Source organism: Dactylosporangium sp. NPDC050588, from assembly GCF_040654975.1.
Lineage (GTDB): Bacteria > Actinomycetota > Actinomycetes > Mycobacteriales > Micromonosporaceae > Dactylosporangium > Dactylosporangium maewongense.
In genome coordinates, this window is the sequence record NZ_JBFAJA010000038.1 from 1 (window position 1) to 26,385 (window position 26,385).

A 26,385-nucleotide genomic window follows, 5' to 3' on the forward strand; every position below is an offset into this window, starting at 1 on the left:
GGCCGTCCGGACGGCCCGGAACGTCCTTCGATCACGAGCAGGCGGGCACCACAGCAGTCACAGCGACCCGAACCCCGCCCTTGCGCGCCCACGGAACAGCGACCCACTCCCCAGGCACCGGCCACCGCCGGCGCCACCGCCCAGCACCACCGCCCGCCGCCCGGCACCCCGCGCCCGGCACCCCGCGCCCGGCAACTCCTATCCGAGCCCGCCACCCCACCACCCGTGATCCAAGGACAGAACTGGCCGTCCGGACAGCCCGGAACGTCCTTCGATCACGAGCAGTCGAGCACCGCAGCAGTCGCAGCGGTCCGAAGCCGGGCTCCGCGCCGCCCACGAAACAGCGGGCACTCGCCGGGCACCGGCCGCCGCCGACCGGCATCGCCGCCAGGCATCTCCCGCCCGTGCCCGCTGCCCGGCACCAGGCATCTCCTGTCCGCGCCCGCCGTTTCGCCGTGGGTGATCGAAGGACGGATCTGGTTGTCCGGGCGGCCCGGAGCGTACTTCGATCACTCGGGAGTAAGGGCCCGCAGCGGGGCTGGCGGCTCTCATGTGCATGGTCGGTGTCGCACCTGGAGAATCCGGGGCACGGTCCGGTCGTCAGATGGCGGTGAGGACTGCTGGTCGCCGTGCGGGGGTGGTGATTGGAGGATCGCCGACACCTGCTTGCCGACGATGAGTACGTCGGCGACGGGTCAGGCGAAGTGGGTGCGGTAGAGGTCGCGCAGCAGTGCGACCTCCGCGCCGTGGTGCATGACCTCGCGGTTGACGTGCAGCATCAGCGTCGCCATCGGGCGGTCGGCCCACGGGCCCTCCGCCGCGCCGATCGGGCGCTCCAGGGCGGCCTCGTCCAGCGCGCTCACCGCGTCGCGCCAGTCACGGTAGTGGCCCTTGAGCGCGGCGACGGCCGCGTCCGCGGTCACCGGCAGCTGCGCGGTCGCCATCGTCAGCGAGCCGTCGCCGAAGTGCGCGCTGGTGCGGAGGCCCAGTACGTGCAGCGAGACGTGCGTCATCCGCCAGGCGATCGTCGTCACCGGCGGCGGGTCCGGGGTCTCGTGCCCGCCGTCGAGCGTGGCGCGGCCGTCGGCCGCGGTCCGGACGGACCAGCAGTCCTTGACCGGCTCCCAGAAGTACTCGTCGTCGGTGAGGCCGGTCAGCGCAGGCGTCAGGTTGTGCTCCCAGTAGAGGTCGAGCTGGTCGAGCACCTCTGCGCGCCAGTCCATGCGGCGGGCTCCCGTCGGTCGTCGCGGTGATGCCTGCACCGTAGGACCGCCGCGACGACCGCCGGACCGGGTTCCGCGCGGGTTCCCTCATTCGGGAGAAGCCCGGGGAAAAGGCCTGCCGATCAGCGCAGATTCTGCAGCCTGACCTGCCCCCGGGCGACGAGCCCACCGGCCGCGTCGACCGTCTCCACCGCCCAGACCTGCTGCGTGGCGCCGCGGTGGATGGGCACCGCCGTCGAGGTGAGCCGGCCGTTGGCCGCGGTGACCGGCGCGAAGAAGTCGGTGGTGTTGCTGACCCCGACCACGGTGCCCTTGTCGCCGAGCCACCGGTCGGCGGCCACGCTCGCGACGGACTCGACCACCGCGCAGTGCACCCCGCCGTGCAGGATGCCGTGCGGCTGCAGCAGGTCGCCGCGGGCCGACCAGGCGGCGACCACCTGGTCGGGGCCGACCTCCTCGAACTGCAGGCCGAGGTGCTCGACATAGGGTCCGAGTCGCTGCGGAAGCGAAAGCTTGTCCACGGTCATGACTCGAGTATCCCAGTGTCCGCCGGAGTCTGCAGAGTCGACAGTCAGCTGTCGAAGAACTCGAGCTGCCCATTGCGCCGCAGCCGGTCCACCCAGGCCTGGGCCGTGTAGCGGGGGACGTCGAAATGCCGTGCGAGCTGCCCCACGCTGCCGGTGCGGCGCAGCTCCGCGGCGACCAGCTCGGCGTCGGGCATGCGCCGGTACGGCCGATCGGGCTTGGCGCGGCGGGCCTGCCGCTCCTCCGGCTCCGGCGGCGTCGCCCCGTTGAGCACGGTCGCGGCGACGGCGCTGCTGAGCGAGCGGGCGAGCATGTCGAAGTCGATCGAACGGGCCGCGTTGACCGGCAGTGCCCCGCCTTCGGGCGCCATCACCGACAGCTCGACGACCTGCGCCTCGAGATTCTGGTTGATCCGGACCCGCGCTGTGATGGTGGCGGGCTGCTTGTCGCCGTCCGGGCTCTCGGCCACGATCTTGACCGTGTAGTGCGTTTCAACGTACTCCTGATCGGATTCCATGGTGGTCCGCCTTATTCTTTGCAATACCTCGGGGCGAGCCGAGGGAATGGTGCATGTCGAGTAGCACAGCGATCCTGTCGATACTATACTGCGGTCGAATCTTGAGAGCCCACCAAAGGCGACACTCCCGGAGGGCTCAAACCCTCGCCTGACCTGGTAAAGCTCTCGACAGGTCGGCGTCTCGCAGTCGCCACAGCCTGTTGACTCTCTGCAACGGACATACACCATAGGGTGACGCCATCACCGGCGCACCCCACCGAGCTCCCCGATCGGAGCCGCGGGTGACTCGGCGACGGCGGCCAGCAGCTCCAGCACCTGGTCGATGCGCTGATAGCCGGACGCGTGGTCCCACAGGTCCGTGTTGAGCTCGAGCATCGCCGACAGCCCGGCCGGGCGCAGCAGCCCGTGGAAGGCCATGTCGTAGCGGGCCGTGCCGTGGGAGATGAAGCGGTATTCGCAGCCCAGCCCGGCGAGGTCGGCGGGCATCCACGACTCCAGCTGCAGTTCGCACGTGACCTGGTAGATCGGGTGTACGCCGGTGACCCGCCGGGGCTGCACGGTCTGCACGATGTCGGCGAACGGCGCCTGCTGGTGCTCGTAGGAGCGCAGCACCGCCGCGCCGACCCGCCGCACCAGCTCGTCGAAGCGCGGGTTGCCCGACAGGTCGAGCCGGACCGGGACCACGTTGAGGAAGCAGCCGACGAGCTGGTCGGCGCCGCGCTGGGTCCGGTTCGCCGTGGGGATGCCGATGACGATGTCGTCCTGGCCACTGAGCCGGTGCAGCAGCACGCCGACGGCCGCACAGAACACGGTGAACGGCGTGGTGCGCGCGGCGGCGGCCACGTCGCGCAGCGTGCGTGCCGCGTCGGCGGAGACGGGACGCTCCAGGAACTCGCCCCGGAACCTCGCCTTGTCGCCGCGCGGGCGGTCGGTGTCCAGCCGCAGCGGCGGGGCGCCGGCGAGCTCGCGGGCCCAGAACCGGCGCAGCCGCTCGCCCTCGGGGCCGTCGAGCAGCTCCTGCTCGGCCCGGGCGAGGGCAGCGAAGCCGACCTCGTGGCGCGGCAGGGCCGGTGCGCGTCCGGCGGCCCGCGCCTCGTACGCGACGGCGAGGTCCCGCATGATCAGCGTCATCGACACCTCGTCGGTGACCAGGTGGTGGAACAGCAGCTGCACCTGGTGCCGCTCGGGTTCGAGGCGGATGATCCGCGCCCGCAGCAGCGGCCCGCGGGTGATGTCGAAGCCGGTGTAGGCGATGTCGTGCTCGAGCCGTCCGCGCTCGGCCTCCCGCGCGTCGGCGTCGAGGCCGGTCAGGTCGTGGACCGGCACGTCGATCCCGGTGTACGGCTGGATCCGCTGTACCGGCTGCCCGCCGACCTCGACGAACGTGCCCCGCAGCCCCGGCTGGTGCGCGACCACGTCGTTGACCGCGGCCGCGAACGCCTCGGGGCGCATCGGCCCGGTGAGGTCGAGCACGAGGGGGATCGTGTGGGTGAGCGAGCCCGGGTCGGCCTGCTCGGCCAGCCACAGCTGCCGCTGCCCGGACAGCAGCGGCACCTCGACGACCACGTCGTCCTCGACGACCGAAGCGACCGAATCGCCCGAAGCGGCCGAAGCAGTCGAAGCATCCGAAGCGGCCCAATCAGTCGAAGCATCCGAAGCGGGCAGGTCGGCGACCAGCTCCAGCATGCCGTCCAGCTCGGGGTTCGCGGCGCGCAGCGCGCCGGTCAGCTCCACCGGGGTGGGGTTCTCGAACAGGGTGCGCACCCGCACCCGCACGCCGAGCGCCTCCTGGATGTCGGCGACGAGCCGGGTGGCGAGCAGCGAGTGCCCGCCGCTTTCGAAGAAGTCCGCGTCCGGCGCGAGGCCCGGCTTCTCCAGGGACTGCGCCCAGATCTCGACGATCAGGTCGAGCAGCCGGTCCGGGCCGTCGGGGCGGGCCGGCCCGGATTCGACTGAAGCGGCCGCGGGCAGGCCGTCGACGATCTCGAGGCGGCCGCCGACGTCCCGGCGCGCCGTGAGCCCGGTGGGCGCGCCGCCGAGCAGCAGCGCCGCGGGCTGGTGCGGCGACAGCCCGTCGGCCAGCCGCAGCTCCTCGCCGGCGTCGACACCGGTCAGGACCGGCCAGTCCTGTGCGCCGCGGGAACGGTCGAGGGTCAGCGTCACCGGCGTGCCGTCCGGCAGGTCCAGGCGCACTTGTTCGTCGCCGTCCCCGGCCAGGGGCGCCGGCTCCGGCGCGTGCAGGTCGAGCTCCGGCAGCCGCAGCTCCGGCCGCGCGAGCCACTGCCGCAGCACCCGGGCGTAGTCGTCGACGAGCGCCCGGACGCCTTCGGAGGTGTAGAGGTCGCCGTCGTACTCCAGCCACAGCCGGACCCGCTCGTCGGAGAACTCGATCTCCACGACGGTGTCGAACCGGCCCCGGCCGCGCTCGACGTCCAGGACCCGCACCGGCAGCCCGCCGAAGCGCAGGTCGCCGACCGCGTCCACGCGCGGCAGGAACAGGTGCTGGATCAGCGGCGTCCGGTCGGTCGGCCGCGGCGCGGCGGCGGCCCGCACGATCCGGTTGAACGGCAGCCGCACGTGCTCGATCGCCGCCGCGACCCGCTTCGAGCAGCGGGCCACCGTCTCGGGCAGGTCGGGGGCGCCGCCGAGGTCCAGGCGCAGCGGGACGGTGTTGGACAGCTGCCCGACCAGCGTCTCCAGCTGCGGCGCGCCGCGGTTGGCCGCGAGCACGCCGAGGATCAGGTCGTCGCGGCCGGTGGAGCGGGCGATCGTGGCGGCCCAGCCGGCGAGGCACAACGCGTAGGGCGAGCTGTGCAGGTCCCGGGCGGCGGCGCGCAGCTCGGGCCCGCCGACGCCCGGCAGGACCAGCTCGACGCGGCTGCCGACGCCGCGGCGGATCCGCCGGCGCGGCCGGTCGGGGCGCACGTCGAGGCTGGTGGGCGCGTCGCGGAGGGTCTCGCTCCACCACGCGGTGTCGGTGTCCTGGGTGGCCGGCAGCAGCGCCTCGCGCTCCCAGAGGACGAAGTCGCCGTACTGCAGCTCGGGCTCCGGCACCGTCGAGGGGCGCCCGGCGAGCGCGGCGGTGTAGTCCGCGGCGAGCTCCGCCAGCAGCAACCGGACCGCGGTGGCGTCGGCGACGATGTGGTGCACGGCGAGGGCGAGCACGTCCTCGCCGTCGCCGTGCAGCAGCAGGAAGGCGATCCCGCAGCCGGACGACGGGTCGATCCCGGTGGCGGCGAACCGGACCAGCGCGTCGCTACTGGAAGGGGCCGGCTCGTCGAGCACGGTGACGGGCAGCGGGTCCGGCACGGGGAGCACGGTCTGGCCGGGTTCGCCGTCGTGCAGCCGCAGCGCGGTGCGCAGGACCTCGTGCCGCGCCAGCAGCGCGCCGACCGCGGCGCGCAACGCGTCCGGGTCCAGGCGGCCGGGGACGGCGAGCGCCACGCACTCGGTCAGCGGGGCCTGCTCCGCCGCCGACGCGTCGGAGGACCAGAAGTGCTCCTGGATGACCGCGAGGGGCATGAAGTCTTCACAGTCTCTCATGAAGATACGATAACTCACTGCGTGAGAATCGCGCGCGAAGTGACCGGTTCGGGTGGCTTCTGGCCCCGCAAGATGCGCTGTCTGCAGAGTCGAGTTACGGTGAGGGCCGTCGGCAGTTGTGGTGTGTGGGTGAAGACTCGTGCCGACAGCCGCGCAGACCCGCGCACCGGAATACGAGCGTCTCGCACGAATTCCCGCAGAGGAGTCATGGGGCATGACCTCAACCAACGCGCAAAACAGGACACCCGCACAGACGGAGCGGGCCGAAGCACGCCCGGAAGGCGCCCCCAGGACGCCGCAAGGCCCGGCCGGCGCCGCGCCGCCCGCCGCCCCCGGTGGCGGGAAGCCGCCCGCCCCCGGCGGTCGCCGCCCCTCGGTGCTGCGCAACCGCGACTTCGCCCTCGTGTGGGGCGGTGAGTCGATCAGCCTGCTGGGCAGCGAGATCAGCGTCATCGCGCTGCCGTCCCTCGCCGTGCTGGTGTTCGGTGAGGGCGCACTCGGCGTCGGTCTGCTGATCGCGCTGCAGTGGATCCCGTTCGTGCTGCTCGCCCCGGTGATGGGGGTGCTCACCGACCGCCTGAACCGGCGGATGATGATGCAGATCTCCAACCTGGCCCGGTTCCTCATCCTCGGCTCGCTGCCGTTGCTGTGGGCCCTCGACGGGTTGACCATCACCCACCTGTACGTGGCGGCGGTGCTCAAGGGCATCTTCGACGTGGTCTTCCAGCTCGCCTACCAGGCGTACCTGCCGCAGCTGCTGCCGCGGGAGGACCTGGTCGACGGCAACGCCAAGACCCAGTTGAGCCGGTCCGTCGCGCTCATCTTCGGCCGTAGCGCCGGTGGTGCGCTGGTCGGCGCGCTCGGCGCGGCGCGGGCGATCACCGCCGACGCCGTCACCTACCTGTTCGCCGGGCTGTCGCTGATGCTCGTGAAGTTCAAGGAGCCGGCCCCGCAGCCCCGCCCCGGCGGCGTGCAGGCGACCCTGAAAGACCTGCGCGGCGGCGTGTCGATGACCTTCGGCAACCGGCTGCTGCGCTACCTGACGCTGATGGCCACCTTCGGCAACACGGCCGTGTCCATGGTCCTCGCGATGATCATCGTGTTCGGCTACCAGGACCTGCACCTCAGCGCCGCGCAGATCGGTCTCGTGCTCGGTGTCGGCGGCACGCCGGTCATCCTCGGCGCGATCCTGTCCCGCCGGATCAACGAGCGTCTCGGCATGGGCCGCACGCTGCTGCTGACCCACTCGATGCTGGTGGTCGCGTTCCTGCTGCTGCCGTTCGCCCAGTTCGGCAACACCGCGACGGCCGTGACGATCCTGATCATCTCGCAGGGCATCTCGTCGTTCACCACGCCGGTCGGCAACGTCGGTGTGATGACGCTGATCCAGAAGGCCACGCCGCCGCAGGCGATGGGCCGCGTCGGTGGCGTCGCCCTGCCGTTCGTCTGGGGCGCGAACGCCGCCGGTCCGCTGCTGGGCAGCGCGATCGCCGTGGCCTTCACCAACGTGACCGCCTTCTACCTGGCCGCCGCGCTGGCCGTGGTCGCCGTGCTCTGGGTCCTCGCGGGCCGGGTGCACAAGCTGATCGACGACGTCCCGGAGCAGGAGCGAGTGGTCGTCCCGGCCGCCTGAGAACCGGCCGCCTGAGAACCGGTCGCCCGAGAACCGGTCGCCCGAGAACCGGTCGCCCGAGAACCGGTCGCCTGAGAACCGGTCGCCTGAGAAGCAGGGAAGGAATCGCAGACATGATCACCCAGCAGGAAGCCCCGGTCGTCCGAGCAGGCACGGCGACCCTGGTCTCCCGGATCGAGGGGTTCGCCCACAGCGCCCCGGACTCGCCGGCCGTGCGGCACGGCGACCGGGAGCTGACCTACGGCGAGCTCAACCAGCAGGCCAACCAGCTCGCCCACGAGCTGTCGGTCCTGGGTGTGCGGCGCGGTGACATGGTCGCCATGTACCTGGGCCGCTCGATCGAGTGGGTGGTCGGCATGCTCGGCTGCCTGAAGGCCGGCGGCATCTGCATGCCGCTGGACCCTTCGGTGCCGGTCGAGCGCTTCAACCGGGCCATCGCGGCGGGGCGCCCCGCCGCCGTGGTGGCGGCCGCGCACTGCCCCGACGCGGCCGAGGTGCCGCCCGTCCCGGTCGGGGTGCCCGTGGCGCCCTGCCCGGGCGGCGGCAACCCCACGCCGCCGGTCCCGGGCGGGCTGCCCGTGGTCACCATCGACGCCGGCGTGCCGGCCCGCGGGCACCTGCCGGACCCCGGCCCGGCGGCGCGGCGGGACGAGCTCGCCTACGCCATGTTCACCTCCGGCTCCACCGGAGCGGCGAAGATCGTCCTCGCGCAGCACTCGTGGCTGGCGCTCAGCGCCGCCCGCAGCGCCACCATCAACGGCACCACCGCCGCCGACCGCGGCTCGTGGCTGGGCGCGGCCGGGGCCGGCATCGCGATCCACGAGGTCGGTGGCCTGCTCTGGCAGGGCGCGCAGATCGTCATCGGCGAGCACGACGTGATCGCGTCGCCGCCCGCGCTGCGCGACTGGCTCCTGCGGGAGGAGATCACGCTCAGCTTCGTCATCACGCCGGTCGGCGAGGTGCTGCAGAACCTGCCGTGGCCGGGCCAGACCCCGCTGCGGCTGCTCACGCTCGGCGGCGACCGGCTCAACAAGTGGGGTCCGCCGGACCTGCCGTTCGAGGTCGCCGTCTCGTACGGCAGCCTCGAGGCCTTCCAGGTCGCCAACTCCGTCCACCCGTGGCCGCTGCGGTGCACGCCGTCCACGGCGACGGCCGCCGACCGCCGGTCCGCGCCGCCGGTCGGCCGCCCGATCGAGGGCGTCACCGTGCACCTGCTGGAGGAGGACGGCCTGACCCCGGTCGGTGACGGCATCGGCGAGGTGTGGATCGACTCCGACTGCCTGAGCCTCGGCTACCTCGGCGACCCGGCGCAGACCGCGGACCGCTTCCGCCCCAACCCGTTCGGCGCGCCGGGCAGCAGGATCTACCGCTCCGGCGACGCGGGCCGGTTCCGCCCCGACGGCATCCTGGAGCACCACGGCCGCATCGACGACATCGTGAAGATCCGCGGGCACCGCGTCGAGCTCGGTGACGTCGAATGGGTCCTCGGCCGGCACCCCGGCGTCCGCCAGGTCGCCGTCGTCGCGGTGATGGACGGCGACCAGCGCCGGCTCGTCGCGTGCTTCACGGCCGAAGCCGGCGAGGCCGACGTCGCGCCCCTCGAGCTGCGCGACTACGCCCTGGAGCGGTTGCCGGACTTCATGATCCCGGTCGCCTTCGTCCAGCTCGACGAGCTGCCCCTGAACACGTCGAACAAGATCGACCGCCGTCGGCTCCCCCCGGCGGACTGGGCCCGCGGCCGCCCCGCGCGCTCCTGGCGGGCGCCCGCCCCCGGCACGGAGACCGAGCTGGCGCGGCTGTTCGCCGACCTGCTGCACGTCGAGAAGGTCGGTGCCGACGACCACTTCCTGGAGCTCGGCGGCGACTCGCTGCTGCTGGCCCGCCTGCAGGGTCTCATCGAGCAGGACCTCGGCACCCGCGTCGAGATGAACGACCTGGTGACCGACCCGACCGTCAGCGGCCTGGCGCGACTGATCGGCGCCGCACCCGAGGCCGCCGCGACCCCCGCGCTGCCCCCGATCACCCCGCGCCGCCGATAGACGCCGATCGACGCCGAGAGACGCCGAGAGACGCCGAGAGACCCAGTAGCGCGCCCAGCGTGGCGCTGCCCAGTACACGAGACCCCAAGAACGTCACAGGGCCCATGGGAACCCCCATGGGCCCACCGACCCGGCTTGGAGGCAGGCATGGATGCCGGCACGACCATGGAAGCGGATGTCGCCACCGACAGGCTGGTGACCGCGTTCGACCATCACGACCCCGGATACACCCCGTACACCGCGCAGCGCGTCAACAGCGAGATCCGCGACCGCGGTGTCACCTACTCCCCCGCCTACGGCGGCGTGTGGATCCTGTCCCGCTACGCGGACGTCCGCGCCGCCCTCACCGACTGGCAGACCTACAGCTCGGCCCGCGGGGTGCACTTCCCGCGCGCCGACGGCATGCCGATGTTCTCCCCCATCGACTTCGACCCGCCGCAGCAGCGCGAGATCCGCGACCGGATGGCCGCGCCGGTGACCCGCGAGGCGATCGCCGACCTGGAGCCGCGGCTGCGCGAGATGGCGCACCGGCTTCTGGCGCCGGTGGCCGCGCGCGGGCACGGCGACCTGATGGCCGAGCTCGCCGAGCCGTTCGCGATCGAGGTGCTGGGCGTGGCGTTCGGGCTGTCCGACGCCTGCCGCAGCCGCGTCCGGGCGGCGACGAAGACGATGTGGACCTACATCTCCACCGACAAGGACGCGAGCAAGTTCTGGCCCGCCTTCCACGACATCCTCGCCGAGGAGATCGAGCGGGTGCGGCGCGAGCCCGACGGCGGCTACATCGCGAAGCTGGCCGCGATGGAGCGCGACGGGCGGCCGCTGCCGGACGAGGAGCTGTACTCCATCATCGTCAGCTTCTGCGTCGCCGGGCACGACAACACGATGAACTCGATCACCCGCCTGGTGCACACCCTCGGCCAGGACCCGGGGCTGCAGCTGCGGCTGCGCCGCGAGCCGGAGCTGCGCGCGGCCGTCGCCGAGGAGGCGCTGCGGCGCTGGTGCCCCACCGACCGGTTCACCCGCGTCACGACCCGCGAGGTCACGGTCGCCGACACCGTCATCCCCGCCGGCGCCCGCGTGGTGCTGCTCTTCGACGCGGCCAACCGGGACCCGGAGAAGTTCCCGGACCCCGACGCGTTCGACCCCGACCGCGGCAACTCCCACCACCACCTGAGCTTCGGCCACGGCATCCACCACTGCATGGGCGTGCATCTCGCCAGGTCGGAGTTCGCCGCTGTACTGGACGAGCTGGCCGAGCTGCCCGTCTTCGACCTCGCCGGCCCGAGCGAGCTGCACTTCGAGAACGGCCGGCACATCATGTACGACCGGCTGCCGGTGCGGTTCCGTGCCGAGGAGGAGCGCTGACATGACCGACGTGACCACCGCACCGCCGCCGACCCTGCTGATCGACCTGGCGACCGGCCTGTGGCGGTCCCAGACGCTGACGGCGGCGATCGAGATCGGCACGTTCGAGACCCTCGCCGGCGGCGGCGCCACCGCGGCCGAGTTCGCGAGCCGCGCCGGCATCGCCGGCCGCCCGGCGGAGATCCTGCTGACCGCGTGCACCGCGCTGGGGCTGCTGGAGCAGCGCGACGGCCGCTACCACAACAGCGCCGTCGCGGACACGTACCTGGTGCCGGGCCGCCCCGACTACTTCGCCGACTACGTGCAGATGGTCGCCAAGTACACCGCGCCCGGCTGGCTCAAGGCGACCGAGGCGGTGCGCACCGACGCGCCGACCAAGCCGGTGCCGGACCCCGACCGCAACATGTTCGAGGAGGGCAACCGGCCGGACTCCTTCTGGGACGGGCTCTTCGCCTTCTCCACCCTCACCGCGCGGCACCTCGCCCGGGCCGTGGACCTGTCCGGGGTGCGGCGCCTGCTGGACGTCGGCGGCGGGGCGGGGGCCACCCTGCTGGAGCTGTGCCGCCAGTACCAGCACCTGCACGGCACCGTGCTGGACCTGGCACACGTGTGCGGCCTCGCCCAGCGGCGCATCGACGCGGCCGGCATGTCGCGGCGGGTCGGCACCGCGGCGGCGGACTTCTTCAACGACGCGCTGCCGGGCGGGCACGACGCGGTGCTGCTGTCGATGATCTTGCACGACTGGGACGAGGCGCAGAACCGGAAGATCATCGCCGCGTGCCTGGACGCGCTGCCGTCCGGCGGCACGCTGCTCATCAGCGAGCTGCTCGTCGACGACGACAAGACCGGCCCCGCCGACGCGGCCCTCATGAGCATGAACATGCTGGTCGGCTGCTGGGGCCGCAACTACACCGCCGCCGAGTACAGCGGCTGGCTGCGCGACGCGGGGTGCGCCGACGTGCGGACCGTCCGCTTCGACTCGCCCGGCGCGAACGGCGTGGTGATCGGGGAGAAGGTGTGATGGACGCGCAACAGCGACGCTGGTTCCTGCGGGAGCCGTCCCCCGACGCGAAGATGCTCCTGCTCGCCATGCCGTACTCCGGCTGCGGCGCCTCGATGTACAAGGCGTGGCCCCTGACCGTCGGCGACGCCGAGGTGGTGCCGATCCAGCACCCCTTCCGGGAGAACCGGATGCGGGAGCCGCACTTCGGCACCTACCAGGACGTCACGAAGGCGATGCTCGACGACATCGGTGACCTCGTCACCGCGCGCCCGTGGGCCGTGTTCGGGCACTGCGGCGGCGCGCTGCCGGCGTTCGAGACGGTCATCCAGGCCGGCGAGCGCGGCCTGCCGCCGCCGCACCAGTGCTTCATGTCGAGTCAGGTCGCGCCGCAGGACGGCCCGTGGGGCCGGTTCCTGGGCCTCGACGAGGACGGGCTGCGCGCCGAGATCGCCGGGCTGCTGGCCGCGATGGGCGCCGGCGCCGCGCAGGCCGAGGAGCTCGTCGACCTGTTCATCGACACCATGGAGGCCGACGTCGAGGCGAACCGGGTGTACTGGCGCCCGGCCGGCACCGTGCAGTGCCCGATCACGGGCATCGGCTGGGACGCCGACGTCGAGGTGCCGCACGGCCTGATGACCGGGTGGCCGCTGTGGGCGCCGTACGAGAAGGTGCTGCTGTCCGGGACGCACTACAGCTTCCTGGAGGCTCCGCCGTCGCTTCTCCAGGTGCTGGCGGACCGGCTCACGGCCGGCTGAGCGGATTCCCGCAGGACGGGACCCCGGCACGCCCCCGGTGCCGGGGTCCCGTCGTCTGCCGACTATGCAGCCTGAATGGCAGAGTCGGCGAAGTCTGTATAGTCTGTAATGAATCGACTGGGAGGACCGTGGCATGCCTCAACAGAGCGAACTGCTTCGTCGACTGCGCCAGCTCCCCGGGGACCGCCGGGACGAGCTGCTGGCCCGCCTGGAGGGCGTCTCCTCGGGGATCCGATCGGCCCCGCTGTCGTTCCGGCAGGAGCAGCTGTGGCTGTTCGACCGGTTCGCCCCCAGCAGCCGGGCCTACGGTCTCGGTTTCGCCTTCCCGATCGAGGGCCCGCTGAAGCCCGAGGCGCTGCGCGCGGCCCTGGCGGACCTGCAGCAGCGGCACACGGTGCTGCGCTCGACGTTCCCCGACGACGACAAGCAGGGCACCCAGCACGTGCAGCCGGCGCCGCAGGACGTCCGGCTCGACGTCGAAGACGTCACTGACGGCACTGACGGCACTGACGGCACCGACAGCACCGGCGACCGGCTGCGCGCCCGCGCCGACGAGGTCGTGAAGGACGAGCTGCGCCGCGGCCTGGACCTCAACTCCGGCCCGATGGTCCGGTTCAAGCTGCTGCGCGGCAGCGACGAGCGGCACCTGCTGGTGCTCACCAGCCACTACATCGTGCTCGACCCCCGCTCCGCCCGCGTGCTGCAGCGCGACCTCGGCGTCGCCTACGAGGCCCGGGTCGCCGGCGCCGCACCGCAGTGGAAGGAGCCGGCGGCCGACTTCGGCGCCTACGCGAGCTGGCAGCGCGACTGGTGCCGGCAGGACGGCGTCCGCGACGCGAGCGACCACTGGCGCGGCGCCCTCGCCGGCTGGGAGGGCACCGAGCTGCCCACCGACCACCCCCGCCCGCGCCTGCTGGACCTCTCCAGCGACGTGGTCCGGGCGCCGATCCCCGCGCCGCTCGGCGACGCCGGCCGGGACGCGTTGCTCGCCGCGTTCCTCGTCGTGGTCGCCCGGCACACCGCCCGCAGCGACCTCACCATCGGCGTGCCCACCGACGTCCCCGGCCCGTTCGACCCCGACCTGCTCGTCGGCGACTGTGGCAACCTCGTGCCGCTGCGGGTCGAGCTCGACGAGGCCGACAGCTTCGCCGCCGTCGTCGCCGAGGTCCGCGCCGCCCGCGAGGCCGGCGCCGAGCACGCGGCGCTGCCCTTCAAGCTGGTCCTCGACGCGCTCGGCGTCGAGCCCGACGCCGGCCGGCTGCCCCTCGTGCAGATCGGCTTCGCCGACGCCGGCGAGCCCGCCGTCCCGGTCGAGGCCGACGGGGTGCGCATAGGTTGCGAGCAGGTCGACGCCGGCGCCGGCACGTTCGAGCTCGCCCTGGAGGTCGCCGGCGGAGCGCGGCCCACCGCGGCCGTCCGTTACGCGACCTCCCTGTACAGCCGCGACACCGCCACCCGTCTCCTGGACCGCTTCCTGCAGACCCTGGAAGTGCTGTCCGCCCAGCCGGACCGCCCCCTCGGCGACGCCCGGCTCGGCACCGCCGAGGAGCGCGCGGACGTCCTGGACCGGTGGAACGCCCCGATCGGCGAGCCCGCCGACACGACGCTGCACGAGCTCTTCGCCGATGTCGTCGCGGCCGGCCCCGCGCGGACCGCGCTGCGGTGGAAGGACGGCAGCGTCACGTACCGCACGCTCGACAGCTGGTCGTGCCGGATCGCCGACCAGCTCGTCGCCGCCGGCGTCGGCCTCGGCGACCTGGTGCCCGTCGTCATGGAGCGCGGCCCGGCGCTGATCGCCGCCGTCCTCGGCATCATGCGCGCCGGCGCCGCCTACGTCCCGATCGACACCGGCCAGCCCGACGAACGGCTCGCCATGATCCTGGAGGACACCGGCGCGGACACCGTCGTCGTCTCCGCCGGCACCGCCGGCCGGGTCCCGGAGCCGCTGCGGATCGTCGTCGGCACCGACCCGGCGAGCGTGCCGGATGACGAGGAGGCGTGCCACCGGTGCGCGCCGGCCGTCGTGCCGCCCGCGTCCGCCGCGTACGTCATCTACACCTCCGGCTCCACCGGCCGCCCCAAGGGCGTCATCGTCGAGCACCGCAACGCCGCGAACTTCGTGCGGACCGTGCGGGGCATGTTCGACCTCACCCCCGCCGACCGGGTGCTGCACTTCGCCTCGCCCGGCTTCGACGTGTCCGTGTTCGAGATCTTCGGCTCGCTGCTCAACGGCGCCGAGCTGTACGTCATGGACGAGGACCAGCGCCGCGACGTCGACGAGCTCGACCGGGTGCTGCGCGAGCAGCGGATCACCGTCGTGGATCTGCCGCCGGCCATCATGGAGCTGCTCGCCCCCGAGAACTACCCGGAGCTGCGGGTCGCGTTCGTCGGTGGCGAGGCGTTCACCGGCGAGCTGACCACCCGGTGGGCCCGCGGCCGCGGCTTCTGGAACGGCTACGGCCCGACCGAGACCACCGTGACCGTCGTCGCCAAGCGGTGCGAGGGCGAGTGGACGTCGTCGCCGCCGATCGGCCGGGCGATGGACAACCACCGCGCCTACGTCGTCGACGCCGCCGGCGCCGGTGTCCTGCCCGCCGGCGCGATCGGTGAGCTCGCCATCGCCGGCCTCGGCGTCGCCCGCGGCTACCTCGGCCGGCCCGACCTGACCGCCGACCGGTTCCGCCCCGACCCCGACGGCCCGCCCGGCTCCCGCCGGTACCTCACCGGCGACCTCGCCGTGTGGAACGACGAGGGCGAGCTGGAGTTCGTCGGCCGCGCCGACCGGCAGGTGAAGGTCCGCGGCGTGCGGATCGAGCTCGGCGAGGTCGAGGCCGCGCTGCAGGCCGTCGACGGCGTCGCCCAGGCGGTCGCCGAGGTCGCCAACGACCCTCGCACCGGTGCGCTGCTCATGGCGTACGTGGTGCCGGAGCGCGCCGGGGAGCTGCAACTGGACACCGTCCGCTCCGCCGTGGCCGGCCGGCTGCCGTCGGCGATGGTGCCCTCCGTGCTGGTGCCCCTGGAGGCGGTGCCGCTCACCCCGAGCGGCAAGATCGACCGGCGCCGGCTGCCCACGGTGGAGTTCGCCGCGGTCGAGGAGCTCACCGAGGCCGACGAGGAGAACAGCTCGCCGACCGAGCGCACCATGCGCGAGGAGGTCTTCGCCCCGCTGCTGGGCGCCCGCATCGGCAACGACGTGAACTTCTTCGCCGCCGGCGGCACCAGCCTCCAGGCGATCCAGCTGTCGTCGCGGGTCAGCTCGGTGTTCGGGGTGGCGGTGCCGATCGCGGAATTCTTCGCCAACCCGACCGTGTCCGGCCTGTCCGCGCTCGTCGACGCGGCCGGCGCCACGCAGGGCTCGCAGCGCGACGCCCTCGCCGAGGCACTGGCGGCGGTCGAGGGGCGCAGCGACGAGGAGCTCGCCGAGCTCGCCGCCGAACTGGACGCCCGATGAGCGGGTCGGGACGGCTCCAGAGCGCGGCGGAGGTGGCGGCATGACGACTGCGACGGTCACCTTCACGGCGGACTCGCAGTGGGTGCGCCGGGTGCCCCGGGAGGGTGCCCGGCTCCGGCTGGTCTGCCTGCCGTTCGCCGGCGGCGGCGCGTCGGTCTACCAGGGCATGGCGGCGCTGCTGCCGTCCTGGATCGAGGTCCTGGCGGTGCAGCCGCCCGGGCACGAGGACCGGTCCCGCGAGCCGCTGCCGGCCAGCATCCCGGGGCTCGTCACGGCGTGCGCGATCGCGCTGCGGCCGTACACGACGATGCCCTACGCCCTGTACGGCCACTGCGCCGGCGCCCTGCTGGCCCACGAGGTCGCGCACGAGATGGGCCGGCGCTTCGGGACCTGGCCGCAGCGGCTGATCGCCGCCGAGCAGCCGGCACCGCAGGCCCCGCCGCCCCCGGCGCCGCTGCACCTGCGGTCCGACGAGGACCTCCTGGCGTCCATCCGCGACCGTGGCGGGCTGCCCGAGGCGGTCGCCGGCAACGCGCAGCTGCTGGAGTTCCTGCTTCCCGTGCTGCGCCACGACTTCGCGCTCTGGGAGAACTACCGGCACCGCCCCCGCCCGCCGCTGCCGGTCCCGATCACCACGGTCCGCGGCACGACCGGCTCGGTCGACGAGACCGCCCTGGCCGGCTGGGCCGAGCAGACCACCGCCGGGCGCACCGGCGTGACCGTCGAGGGCGGCCACTACTTCATCGTCGGACTGACCGCGGCGGCCGCCGGGGGGATCGCCGCCGCCCTGGACGGAAGGACACCCCCGTGAGCACCACCGACACCATCGCCCGGATCGCCGCCGGAGCCGCCGGTGTGCAGGACGCCGCCGCCGTGTACGACCGCAAGCTCCGCGCTGCCGCGTCCCGCGTCTCGGGAGGGCAGGCCACCACCGGCCTCCCCTCCGGTGCGGAGATCCCCGCCGACCGTCCCGCCCTCGTGCGCGGCCCCTCGCCGGTGCTGCCGCCCGACGCGGTGGCGACGCTGCCCGAGGCCCTCGAACGCGCCGCCCGCGTCGCGCCCGGCCGCGGCACCACGTACGTGCTCCCGGACGGCAACACCGACCGGCAGACCTACGCCGAGCTCTACGACGAGGCCCGCCGCGTCCTGAGCGGCCTGCGCCGGCACGGCCTGACGCCCGGCGACGCCGTGCTGCTGCAGTGCGCCGACAGCCGCACCTTCGTCACCGCCTGGTGGGCGTGCGTGCTGGGCGGGTTCATGCCGACCGCGGTCGCGCCGGCTCCGGAGTACAACACCGACAACGCCGCCGTGCGCAAGCTCGCCTCCGCGTGGGAGCTGCTCGGCAAGCCGCCGGTCATCGCCGACGCCGCGTTGCTGTCCGGCGTGGAATCCCTCGCCGACCGGCTGCCCGCGCTGCGGGTGCTCGCCGCGGACACTCTGCCTTCGGAGGAGCCGGCTTCCTGGGATGTGCCGGACCCCGAGGCCCTCATCGTCAACCTGCTCACGTCCGGCAGCACCGGCACCCCGAAGTGCGTGCAGCACCGCCACCGCACGATCGTCGCCCGCACGTACGCGACCATTTTTGCGAACGGCTTCACGCAGGACGAGGTCTCGCTGAACTGGATGCCGCTCGACCACGTCGGCGGCATGATCATGTTCAACCTGCGGGACGTGTTCCTCACCTGCGAGCACGTCAACGTCCGCACCGAGTCCGTCATCCGCCGTCCGCTGCTGTGGCTCGACTGCGTCGACCGCTTCGGCGCCACCTGCACCTGGGCGCCCAACTTCGCGTTCTCGCTCGTCACGCAGCGCGCCGACGAGATCGCCGCCGGCTCCTGGAAGCTCGGCACGCTCACCAACATCTGCAACGCCGGCGAGGCCGTCGTCGCCCGCACCGCCCGCCGGTTCGTGGAGCTGCTCGCCCCGCACGGCCTGCCCGCCGACGCCATGGTGCCCTGCTGGGGCATGTCGGAGACGTCGTCCGGCGTCACGTACTCCCGCATGCACCGCGACGACCCGGCCGCCGGCACGATCGCGCTGGTGCCCGCGTCCCTGGACGGCGCGCTGCGCGAGCTGCCCGCCGGCACCCCCGGCGCGGTCGTCGTCACCGAGGTCGGCGCGCCGATCCCCGGCGTGGCGCTGCGGATCGTCGGCCCGGACGGTGCCGTGCTCCCCGAGGGGCGCGTCGGCCGCCTGCACATCTCCGGCACGACCGTCCAGAACGGCTACGCCCACAACGACAAGGCCAACGCGGAGAGCTTCACCGCCGACGGCTGGTTCGACACCGGCGACCTCGGCTTCCTGCGCGACGGCCGGCTGTTCCTCACCGGGCGCCAGAAGAACATGGTCATCGTCAACGGGGCCAACTTCCCCGCGCACGAGATCGAGGCCGTCGTGGAGCAGGTCGCCGGTGTACGACCCGCGTGCTCGGCCGTCGCGGGTGTGCCCGACGAGGACACCGGCACCGACGCCCTGGTCGTCTTCTTCGTCCCGGACACCGACGACGTGCCGGCGCTCGTCGACGACATCCGCACCGCCCTGTCCCGGGACTTGGCGCTGCGCCCCACGTACCTGGTGCCGGTGACGGAGCAGGAGTTCCCCCGGCAGAACGGCGGGAAGGTGCAGCGGGAGCGGCTCCTGTCGGGCTGGCGCGCCGGCGACTTCGACGACCGCTGCTACGCCGACTCCACGGGCCCCTCGGACGCCGCGGACCAGGCCGGCACCGCGGCGCTCTCCGTCGTCTGGGAGCCCGCCGGCACGCCGCTGGAGCGCGGACCGGCGACGCGGGTGCTGTTCGACGCCACCAACGGTGACGGTGACCGGGACGTGCTCGGCGACTTTCTCGCCGTCGCCAGGACGCTCGGGCCCGACGACGAGCTCGCCGTCCTCACCCGTGGCGCCGTCCACGCCGTCGAGGGCGACCTGGTCGAGCCGGACCGTGCCGGGTTGACGGCGCTGGTCCGCACCGCCGCCTCGGAGCGCCTCGCCGCGAGGATCACGCTCATCGACGCGCCCGCCGACGCGACCGACGACGACCTCGCCGCCCTGGCGGGCATGCGGCACGACGAGACCGTGGTCGCCGTGCGCGACGGCCGGCCGCTCGTGCAGCGGCTGCGCACCACGACGCTGCCCGAGGCGTTCGACGTCCCCGCCGACGTCCTGCCGCGCGGCGGCACCTGCCTCATCACCGGCGGCCTCGGCGGGCTGGGCCGCACCGTCGCCGAGCACCTCGTCGCCGGGCACGGGGCGCGGCTGCTCATCGTCGGCCGGACCCCCGCGTCGCGGCTCGACGACGGCTCCCGCGAGGCCCTGGAGATCCTCACGTCGATCGGCGAGGTCATGTACCGCGCCGCCGACGTCGCCGACGCCACCGCCCTGTCCGCCGCGGTCGCCGACGCCGAGACGTCCTGGGGCCGCGGACTGGACCTGGTGCTGCACCTCGCCGGCGCTCCCGTCGCGCCGCAGTGGGAGCAGCTGTCGCGGCACGAGCTGCGGGCCGAGTCCCCCGAGTGGCTCGCCGGCATGCTGCGCCCGAAGGCCGGCGGCTGCGCCGCGATCGACCAGCTCCTGGCGACCCGCCCTGGCACCGCCGTCGTGCTCTTCTCGTCCGTCAACGGCCTCTTCGGCGGCACCGGCTTCGGCGCGTACGCCGCCGCCAACGCCGTCCTGGACGGCTGGGCGCACCGCTGGGCGGCGACCGGCCGCCGGGCGCAGAGCATCGGCTGGAGCATGTGGGACGGCCCCGGCATGAACGACGGCAGCCCCCTGGTCGCCGCCGCCCGGCACCGCGGCCTGTCCCTGATCGACCCCGCCCACGGCACCGTGGCACTCCTCGGCGCCCTGCACACCGGTGCCGTGCACCTGCTGATCGGCGCCGACCCGGAAAACGAGCAGATCAAGCCGTTCCTGGCCGCGGACCAGCTGCGCGGCGGCACCATCGCGGTCGCCGTGGTGCCCTCCCCCGGCGAGGACCCGGAGCGCGTCCGCTCCGCCGTCGCCACCCGCCTCGCGCGCGAGGGCATCTTCGCCCGCGTCGGCGTGACGACCCGCATCGAACGCGACCGCAGCGGCGCCCCCGACCCGGCCGCGATCCTCGCCGCGATCGGCACCGGCGGCGCCGGCTACACGGCCCCCGAGGGCCGAGTGGAGCAGCTCGTCGCGGACGCCGCCGCCGACGTCCTGGCCGTCCCCCGCATCGGCCGGGAGGACTCGTTCTTCAGCCTGGGCTGCGACTCGGTCCGCGCGCTGCAGCTCGCCCAGGCCCTCAGCGACCGCCTCGGCGCGCCGGTGACGGTCGGCTCGCTCTACGAGTCGCCGACAGTGCGCGCCCTGGCCGCCACCATCGCCGCCTGACCGCACCACCCGGGACCCGGCGCACCCCGCGCCGGGTCCTTCGGGCATTGACCAACGTCTGAATGGGGGAAGGTTCGTCTCACACCGTGCCGGCCCGAGGAAGAGGCCTCTCGTTGGGCGGGCGGGGCGGGCTAGGGTGGGCGGATGGCGCGGCTGGACGGGTCGGGCGCGGGTGAGGCGCAGAGGTTCCGTAGCGGGCGCATGGCGCTCGATCTGGTGCACACGGCCGGCGACCGCGAGCACGGGAGGGTGGAGCTGCTGAGCGGGCCGGACGAGCTGGGCCGCTGGCTCCGAGTGGTGACCGGGCTCGACCCGATCGTGGCGACCGCGGTCGACATCGATCCCGTGCACGCACTGCGGCATGCCGTGCGTCGCGCCGCCGCTCGTACCATGGCGAAAACCGCGACAAGTGTCGTGGACCGGCTCACGCTCAACGCCGCCGCGGCGCTCACCCCTCCCGTGCCGGAGCTGCGAGCCGACGGCACCGCCGCCGTGCGGGGCGTGGTGCGGGTGCCGGAGGTGTTGTCGCTGCTCGCCCGGGACGCGATCGAGCTGTTCGGCGGGCCGCTCGCGGCGCACGTCCGGATGTGTGGTGGCTGCGGGCTGCTGTACGTCGAGCCGTCGCCGGGCGGGTGCTCGCCACGACGCTGCGCGGGCCGGGTCAGGCCGTCGCGGTCACGGTCGGCGTAGCACGCCGGTTGCGGTGGCCGCGGCGCCGTTGCACGTCGAGCCGTCGCCGGGCGGGTGCTCGGCACTACGCTGCGCGGGCCGGATCAGGCCGTCGCGGTTTCGGTCGGCGTAGCACGCCGGTTGCGGTGGCTGCGGGCCTTGTTGCGGTTGCCGCACCGCTCCATCGAGCACCAGCGGCGGTTCCCGGGGCGGGACGAGTCGAGGAAGATCAGCTGGCACGGGTCGCCGGCGCACTCGCGGAGCCGGTCGCGCAGCGCGGGGGTGCCGATCACGGTGAGCGCGTCGCGGGCGAACGCGGCGAGCACCTGCCGCCCGGTGACCGGGGTGACCCACCGCCGGACCAGGTCGGCGGCGTCGACGCGGAAGCGGGGCGGGGCGTCCGCATAGCCGTTGAGGACCTCCACGGCCGCCGCGTCGACCGGGCGGCCGTGGGCGATGGCGGGCGCGATCAACCAGAACGTGTCCCGCAGGTGCCGGACCCGCTCCAGATCCGTCGCCCCGATCCGGAGGTCACTCACAGTGAGCAGCGCGGGCGCGGCGAGCCGGGTGCGGGTCAGCCAGTCCGCGAGGTCGGCGGGCCGGTGCAGGATCTCCCACCGGCGGCCAGCGCCGGGCCCGCCCGTGGCGAGCAGCTCGACGCCGAGACTGCCGGGATCGAACGAGAACCGTTGCCCATACGCACTGGTCAGCACGTGGATGCCTGGGTGCATGTAACCAGTTTAACCGGTGCGGACCCCGGGTATCCAACGTGCGGAAGGGGGGTCGACATGACCATCGCAACGGAGCTGAAGGACCTCGAGAAGGAAATGTGGCGGGCCAACCGCGAAGGCGACGGCGACTTCTACGAACGGGTCGTACGCGAGGATGCTCTCACCGTCAGTAAACATGGCGTCGCCGGTAAGGCGGACATCGTCCCGAACGTCACCAAGAACGAGAACCCGTTCCTCAAGACCGACCTGAGCCACCTGAAGGTCGTGCAGATCAGCGAGGACAGCGCCCTGGTGACGTACAAGGCGACGGTGACCGCGCTGATCGACGACGAGCAGCAGAAGTTCCAGGTCCTCGCGACCAGTGTGTACGCCCGCGAGGACGACGGATGGCGCTCGGTGTTCCACCAGCAGACCGAGGTCTGAGCAGGGTCGGCCCCGGTCCGTTGACCGGGGCCTTACAGTCGGCGGGTGGTCACGTTCGGAGTCGATGACGTCACGCCCGCCGCCGCGCCGCTGCCGACCCGCCCGCTGGGCGGGCTGTTCCCGGACGCGTTGGCCGTCGGCGGCGACCTCGGGCTGGCGGTGCTCGAACCCGACGGGGTGCACCCGCTGCTGAGCGCCGTCGCGCGGGCGTTCGCCGACCACCGGCCGCTCGTACTGTCGCCCGACGCGGTCTGGCTCACCATCGCGCAGGGCGTCGCCCAGCACATCCGCCTGCACGCCGAGGAGCTGCGGCCGCTGCTGGTCCGGCACGCCGGCCGCAAGAAGCTCGCCGTCACCATCGACGGTCCCGTGCCGCAGGACGCCGCTTCATGGGCGGTGCTGACCGACCAGTTCGCCGGCCTGCTCGCGAAGGAGATCGAGGACGCCGAGCTGTTCGAGTGCGACTTCTCCACCAGTACGCCGGTCGAGCGGACCGCCGGGCGGGTGGTGCTGCTGGACGCGTACTCGCCGTATTTCGCGCTGTGGCTGGTCGCGGTCTGCGGCATCCCGTCGGTGACCCTGACCGGCACCGTCGAGGACTGGCGGCGCATCCGCGGACGGGTCGACGCGCTCCAGCGCTTCGGGTTGGACACCTGGTGCCGGTCGCTCGCGCCGATCCTCGACGAGTTCGTCCGGGCCGCGTCCGGCGCGCCGGACGTCGCCTTCTGGCAGCGGATCTACAGCCCCGTCGACGCGTACGGCGGCGAGGTCATCACCGGCTGGGTCACCCGCTTCTACCCGTACCTGGCCGACTCGGCCGTCGACCGCCCGAACCCGATGCTGGACCTGCCCGTCGGCGAACCGCGGGACGTCCCCAGGAACCAGGGGCCCGGCATCCGCAGCTCATCGGTGCCGGCCACGCTGTCGCGGGTGGTCGTGCACGTCAACGACCAGATCGGCGGCGACAACGGGGTGGTGGCACTGCACGCCGGGCTCGTCGCGGTCGCCCAGGACCCGGACGGCGCCCTGCGACCGGTCGCCGGCTGGCACCTGGCGGAGGCGGCGCTCGAGATCGACGACGTGATCGACCGGATGGTGCGCGACCACGACACGACCCCGGTGGGCGAGCTGCCCCGGTCAGGGTCCGTGGAGGGGACCGCCGAGGTCGTCGCGCTCTACCACCGCGTCGGCTCCGCGACCCTGTTCGACGGCGCGTGGCGACTGCCGCCGGCGGACGAGCGCCGCTCGTTCACGACCGGTGACGACCAGCTGTGGGGCGTCACGCTCTTCGAGCTGGCGGACGGTCGCACCATCGGCTCGATCGCGCACTGGCAGACACAGACGGTGTCGTGGGTACTGTGCCGGATCAAGGCCGCGACGCCGGGCGATCGCGACTTCCTGCCGAAGATGGTGGACGACCCAGCGGACGTGCCGGTGCTCGGCACATCCCTCGCGATCCTGCTCTCCGCCGCCCTGGACTCCGGCGGCGACGTCGCGCACCTGGAGACCGGCCGCCTCTCACAGCTGGGTCAGGCGTAGCCAGCGGCAGCTCCAGTCGTCGTCGTTGCCCTCGACCGGCGGGCCGTGCTGCTCTTCGGCCGGTGCGTACCGCCCTCGCCGGCCTTCCAGCCAGCCGCAGCTTGCCCGGTACCGGCCGGGCGCCAGCGGCAGGACGGCGCCGACACCGAGCATGTGCTCCAGGTCGAGCCGGTTGCCGGTCCGCGTCGCCTCGGCGGCACCGGCCGGCGCCCACACCACCGCGACCTGTCCGCCGCTCAGTTCCAGCTCCAGCTCCGCGACCGGCCGCTCCCGCTCGCGTGCGGCGGCCCCGGCGGCGTACCGGCGCGGGGCGTCGCTGTTGCGCACCCATGACCGCACGACGAGCAGGCCGTCACCGCCGGCAGCGACGTCCGCGCCGCCCGGCCCGTCCATCTCCCACACCAGGCCCACCTGGTCCGCGCCGAACCGGACCAGCCCCGCCTCGAGCTCATCGTCGTCCTCCGGGTACAGGACGGCGTGGGCACGGGCGTAGTCACACGCCGGGTCCAGCTCGTAGTCGTCGTCCAGGACCGCCCCGCCCCACCCGGCGAACGACGCCTCGGCGCAGACCAGCAGCGGCCCGCCCTCACCGCCGACCCGGGCCACCCACTCGTACGCGCTCACCGGACGGTGACCAGGCCGGTCTGGTACGCGATGACGACGAGCTGCGCACGGTCCCGCGCACCGAGCTTCACCATCGCGTGGCTCACGTGCGTACGCGCCGTCGCCGGGCTGAGAAACAGCGCCGCGCCGATCTCGTCGTTGCTCATACCCTGCCCCACGAGCGTGAGGACCTCCCTCTCCCGCTGGGTCAGCACGGCGAGCCTGTCCTCGGCCACCCGCACGGCCGCCCGCCCCGCGGTGAACTGCGCGATGAGCCGCCGGGTGATCCTCGGGGCGAGCAACGCCTCACCCGCGGCGATCACCCGCACGGCGTGCAGCAGCTCCGCCGGCCCCGCGTCCTTGAGCAGGAAGCCGCTCGCCCCCGCCTGGAGCGCCTCGAAGACGTAGGCGTCGGTGTCGTACGTGGTCAGGATCAGCACCCGCACGTGCTCAAGCCCGCGCATGCCCGCGATCCGCCCGGTCGCCTGGATACCGTCGAGCTCAGGCATCCGGATGTCCATCAGCACGACATCAGGCCGGGTGGCCCGGACCCGCTCCACCGCCTCCGCACCATCGGCCGCCTCCCCGACCACGACGATGTCGTCCTCAGCGTCGAGCAGCATCTTGAACCCGGACCGCACCAACGCCTGATCGTCGGCAAGCAGCACCTTCACCGGACCATCGCTCACACCATCACCTCCACCGCTCCCCGACGCCGCCCTGCCCTGAACCGTGCACCCATGCCTCGCGTCCCTCCACTGCGTCCGGGTGCGCTCACACCGTCACGCCATGAGTTCCAGCCTATGTTTCGTGGTCCTCCGCCCTGCTCGGGACCGCTCATGCCATCACGCCCACTGTGCTTCGACGCTGGCTTGGGCTCAACCGTGTGGGCCTCCGCTGCGCGACGGGGCGCTCATGCCGTCACCCCCGCTGCGTTTCGGCGTGAGCTGTACGGTTCGCCCATACCTGCAGGCCTTCGCCGCGCCCGGGGACGCTCATGTAGTCACGTCCGTTGCGCTCCGGCGCCCGCCCGGTTTCCAGCCCATGTTCGCAGGCCTCCGCTGTGTGCGGGGCGTTCATGTCCGTCGCATCCGCTGCGCATCTGACATCGGCGTGAGCTGCCCCCTGTACCCATGGTTCGCGTCCTTCGCTACGATCGAGGCGTTCATGTTTGGCGCCCTTCCCCGTGCTCCGCGCTGGCGTGAGCTGAACCTCGTGCTCACGGTTCGCGCCCCTTCGCAGCCTCGGGTTGCTCATGCGGGCGTCCGCTGTATTCGGGTGCGCGCATGTCCGTCACGTCTGCTGCGCTCATCGGCGTCGGCGTCAGCTGGAGCCGCGCCCCCTGGTCCGTGGGCCTCCGCTGCGCGACAGGGCGCTAATGCCGTCACCTCCGTCGCGGTTCGGTGCCGGTCTGAGCAGCGGCTCATGGTCCGTCGGCCTCTGCTGTGCATGGGTCCGCTCAGGGTGTCATCACGTCCGCTGCGCTCCGGCGCCATCTGAGTTACGGCCCGCATCTTGCGGGCGTCCGCTGTATTCGGGTGCGCGCATGTCCGTCACGTCTGCTGCGCTCGTCGGCGTCGGCGTCGGCGTCAGCTGGAGCCCGCGCCCCATGGTCCGTGGGTCTCCGTTGCGCGACAGAGCGCTCATACCGTCACCTTCGTCGCGGTCCGGCGCAGGTCTGAGCAGCAACCCATCGTCCGTAGGCTGCCTCCGCTGCGCGACAGAACGCTCATACCGCCACCTTCGTCGCGGTCCGGCACAGGTCAGAGCAGCAGCCCATCGTCCGTGAGCTGCCACCGCTACGCGACAGAACGCTCATACCGCCACCTCCGCCGCGGTCCGGCACAGGTCAGAGCAGCAGCCCATCGTCCGTGAGCTGCCACCGCTACGCGACAGAACGCTCATACCGCCACCTCCGCCGCGGTCCGGCACAGGTCAGAGCAGCAGCCCATCGTCCGTGAGCTGCCTCCGCTGCGCGACAGGGCGCTCATGCCGCCACCTCCGCCGCGGTCC

At 73.2% G+C, this 26,385-nt stretch carries 18 protein-coding genes; 11 read left to right on the forward strand and 7 right to left on the reverse strand.

The window, feature by feature from the left end; genetic code table 11:
* Positions 1-695: 695 nt before the first annotated feature.
* The 4 genes from AB0I21_RS25890 to AB0I21_RS25905 form a co-directional block, all read right to left on the reverse strand.
* A complete protein-coding gene (locus AB0I21_RS25890; RefSeq protein ID WP_360564853.1) occupies positions 696-1,223 on the reverse strand; it encodes a DinB family protein in 528 nt (175 codons plus the stop codon).
* Positions 1,224-1,345: 122 nt separating this feature from the next.
* Positions 1,346-1,750 carry a PaaI family thioesterase gene (locus tag AB0I21_RS25895; RefSeq protein WP_360564855.1) on the reverse strand — a complete coding sequence of 135 codons (405 nt, stop codon included), beginning with the start codon at positions 1,748-1,750 and terminating at the stop codon, positions 1,346-1,348.
* 44 nt (positions 1,751-1,794) lie between these two features.
* Positions 1,795-2,265 carry a hypothetical protein gene (locus AB0I21_RS25900; protein WP_360564857.1) on the reverse strand — a complete coding sequence of 157 codons (471 nt, stop codon included), beginning with the start codon at positions 2,263-2,265 and terminating at the stop codon, positions 1,795-1,797.
* A 240-nt stretch (positions 2,266-2,505) separates the two neighbouring features.
* Positions 2,506-5,808, reverse strand: a complete 3,303-nt coding sequence (locus tag AB0I21_RS25905) for a condensation domain-containing protein (RefSeq protein ID WP_360564858.1) — start codon at positions 5,806-5,808, stop codon at positions 2,506-2,508.
* A 214-nt stretch (positions 5,809-6,022) separates the two neighbouring features.
* Between AB0I21_RS25905 and AB0I21_RS25910 the strand changes: the two genes are divergently transcribed.
* From AB0I21_RS25910 to AB0I21_RS25950, 9 genes are all read left to right on the forward strand, one after another.
* The gene (locus AB0I21_RS25910; RefSeq protein ID WP_360564860.1) at positions 6,023-7,441 is read left to right on the forward strand and encodes an MFS transporter; all 1,419 of its coding nucleotides are present in this window, start codon (positions 6,023-6,025) and stop codon (positions 7,439-7,441) included.
* Between the two features lie 113 nt (positions 7,442-7,554).
* Complete coding sequence (locus tag AB0I21_RS25915) at positions 7,555-9,480, forward strand: non-ribosomal peptide synthetase (RefSeq protein ID WP_360564862.1); 1,926 nt, start codon at positions 7,555-7,557, stop codon at positions 9,478-9,480.
* A gap of 147 nt (positions 9,481-9,627) precedes the next feature.
* Positions 9,628-10,845, forward strand: coding sequence for a cytochrome P450 (locus AB0I21_RS25920; RefSeq protein ID WP_360564863.1), 1,218 nt, complete (start codon positions 9,628-9,630; stop codon positions 10,843-10,845).
* Between the two features lies 1 nt (position 10,846).
* Positions 10,847-11,866 carry a methyltransferase gene (locus tag AB0I21_RS25925; RefSeq protein WP_360564865.1) on the forward strand — a complete coding sequence of 340 codons (1,020 nt, stop codon included), beginning with the start codon at positions 10,847-10,849 and terminating at the stop codon, positions 11,864-11,866.
* Positions 11,866-12,603, forward strand: coding sequence for a thioesterase domain-containing protein (locus AB0I21_RS25930; RefSeq protein WP_360564867.1), 738 nt, complete (start codon positions 11,866-11,868; stop codon positions 12,601-12,603). The genes AB0I21_RS25925 and AB0I21_RS25930 overlap by 1 nt, the downstream gene beginning before the upstream one ends.
* A gap of 133 nt (positions 12,604-12,736) precedes the next feature.
* On the forward strand, positions 12,737-16,054 hold the full coding sequence (locus AB0I21_RS25935) for an amino acid adenylation domain-containing protein (protein ID WP_360564869.1): 3,318 nt from the start codon (positions 12,737-12,739) through the stop codon (positions 16,052-16,054).
* Positions 16,055-16,094: 40 nt separating this feature from the next.
* A complete protein-coding gene (locus tag AB0I21_RS25940) occupies positions 16,095-16,865 on the forward strand; it encodes an alpha/beta fold hydrolase (protein WP_344509494.1) in 771 nt (256 codons plus the stop codon).
* Complete coding sequence (locus AB0I21_RS25945; protein ID WP_360564871.1) at positions 16,862-20,407, forward strand: SDR family NAD(P)-dependent oxidoreductase; 3,546 nt, start codon at positions 16,862-16,864, stop codon at positions 20,405-20,407. The genes AB0I21_RS25940 and AB0I21_RS25945 overlap by 4 nt, the downstream gene beginning before the upstream one ends.
* A 144-nt stretch (positions 20,408-20,551) precedes the next feature.
* Complete coding sequence (locus AB0I21_RS25950; RefSeq protein WP_360564873.1) at positions 20,552-21,097, forward strand: ABATE domain-containing protein; 546 nt, start codon at positions 20,552-20,554, stop codon at positions 21,095-21,097.
* Between the two features lie 83 nt (positions 21,098-21,180).
* Here AB0I21_RS25950 and AB0I21_RS25955 read toward each other — a convergent pair whose 3' ends face one another.
* Positions 21,181-21,807, reverse strand: coding sequence for a CGNR zinc finger domain-containing protein (locus AB0I21_RS25955; protein ID WP_360564875.1), 627 nt, complete (start codon positions 21,805-21,807; stop codon positions 21,181-21,183).
* Positions 21,808-21,864: 57 nt separating this feature from the next.
* On the opposite strand from AB0I21_RS25955, the gene AB0I21_RS25960 reads away from it, so the two are divergent.
* Together AB0I21_RS25960 and AB0I21_RS25965 are read left to right on the forward strand one after the other, a co-directional pair.
* On the forward strand, positions 21,865-22,230 hold the full coding sequence (locus AB0I21_RS25960) for a nuclear transport factor 2 family protein (protein ID WP_360564877.1): 366 nt from the start codon (positions 21,865-21,867) through the stop codon (positions 22,228-22,230).
* Between the two features lie 45 nt (positions 22,231-22,275).
* Entirely contained in the window at positions 22,276-23,769 is a 1,494-nt protein-coding gene (locus AB0I21_RS25965; RefSeq protein ID WP_360564879.1) for a DUF4419 domain-containing protein, read from the forward strand.
* Here the strand turns inward: AB0I21_RS25965 and AB0I21_RS25970 are convergent.
* Entirely contained in the window at positions 23,749-24,393 is a 645-nt protein-coding gene (locus tag AB0I21_RS25970) for a hypothetical protein (protein ID WP_360564880.1), read from the reverse strand. The two genes, AB0I21_RS25965 and AB0I21_RS25970, sit on opposite strands and share 21 nt — an antisense overlap.
* Positions 24,390-25,061 (reverse strand): response regulator transcription factor, encoded by a 672-nt coding sequence (locus AB0I21_RS25975; RefSeq protein ID WP_360564882.1) that lies wholly within the window; start codon positions 25,059-25,061, stop codon positions 24,390-24,392. Before AB0I21_RS25975 ends, AB0I21_RS25970 begins: the two co-directional genes overlap by 4 nt.
* Positions 25,062-26,385: the final 1,324 nt, after the last annotated feature.

What these genes read in the sequence shown, in the direction of transcription:
- AB0I21_RS25960 (WP_360564877.1), top strand. Translation starts at nt 21,865, where the DNA reads ATGACCATCGCAACGGAGCTGAAGGACCTCGAGAAGGAAATGTGGCGG.
- AB0I21_RS25910 (WP_360564860.1), top strand. Translation starts at nt 6,023, where the DNA reads ATGACCTCAACCAACGCGCAAAACAGGACACCCGCACAGACGGAGCGG.
- AB0I21_RS25950 (WP_360564873.1), top strand. Translation starts at nt 20,552, where the DNA reads ATGGCGCGGCTGGACGGGTCGGGCGCGGGTGAGGCGCAGAGGTTCCGT.
- AB0I21_RS25935 (WP_360564869.1), top strand. Translation starts at nt 12,737, where the DNA reads ATGCCTCAACAGAGCGAACTGCTTCGTCGACTGCGCCAGCTCCCCGGG.
- AB0I21_RS25940 (WP_344509494.1), top strand. Translation starts at nt 16,095, where the DNA reads ATGACGACTGCGACGGTCACCTTCACGGCGGACTCGCAGTGGGTGCGC.
- AB0I21_RS25900 (WP_360564857.1), bottom strand. Translation starts at nt 2,265, where the DNA reads ATGGAATCCGATCAGGAGTACGTTGAAACGCACTACACGGTCAAGATC.
- AB0I21_RS25930 (WP_360564867.1), top strand. Translation starts at nt 11,866, where the DNA reads ATGGACGCGCAACAGCGACGCTGGTTCCTGCGGGAGCCGTCCCCCGAC.
- AB0I21_RS25895 (WP_360564855.1), bottom strand. Translation starts at nt 1,750, where the DNA reads ATGACCGTGGACAAGCTTTCGCTTCCGCAGCGACTCGGACCCTATGTC.
- AB0I21_RS25905 (WP_360564858.1), bottom strand. Translation starts at nt 5,808, where the DNA reads ATGAGAGACTGTGAAGACTTCATGCCCCTCGCGGTCATCCAGGAGCAC.
- AB0I21_RS25890 (WP_360564853.1), bottom strand. Translation starts at nt 1,223, where the DNA reads ATGGACTGGCGCGCAGAGGTGCTCGACCAGCTCGACCTCTACTGGGAG.
- AB0I21_RS25915 (WP_360564862.1), top strand. Translation starts at nt 7,555, where the DNA reads ATGATCACCCAGCAGGAAGCCCCGGTCGTCCGAGCAGGCACGGCGACC.
- AB0I21_RS25955 (WP_360564875.1), bottom strand. Translation starts at nt 21,807, where the DNA reads ATGCACCCAGGCATCCACGTGCTGACCAGTGCGTATGGGCAACGGTTC.
- AB0I21_RS25925 (WP_360564865.1), top strand. Translation starts at nt 10,847, where the DNA reads ATGACCGACGTGACCACCGCACCGCCGCCGACCCTGCTGATCGACCTG.
- AB0I21_RS25920 (WP_360564863.1), top strand. Translation starts at nt 9,628, where the DNA reads ATGGATGCCGGCACGACCATGGAAGCGGATGTCGCCACCGACAGGCTG.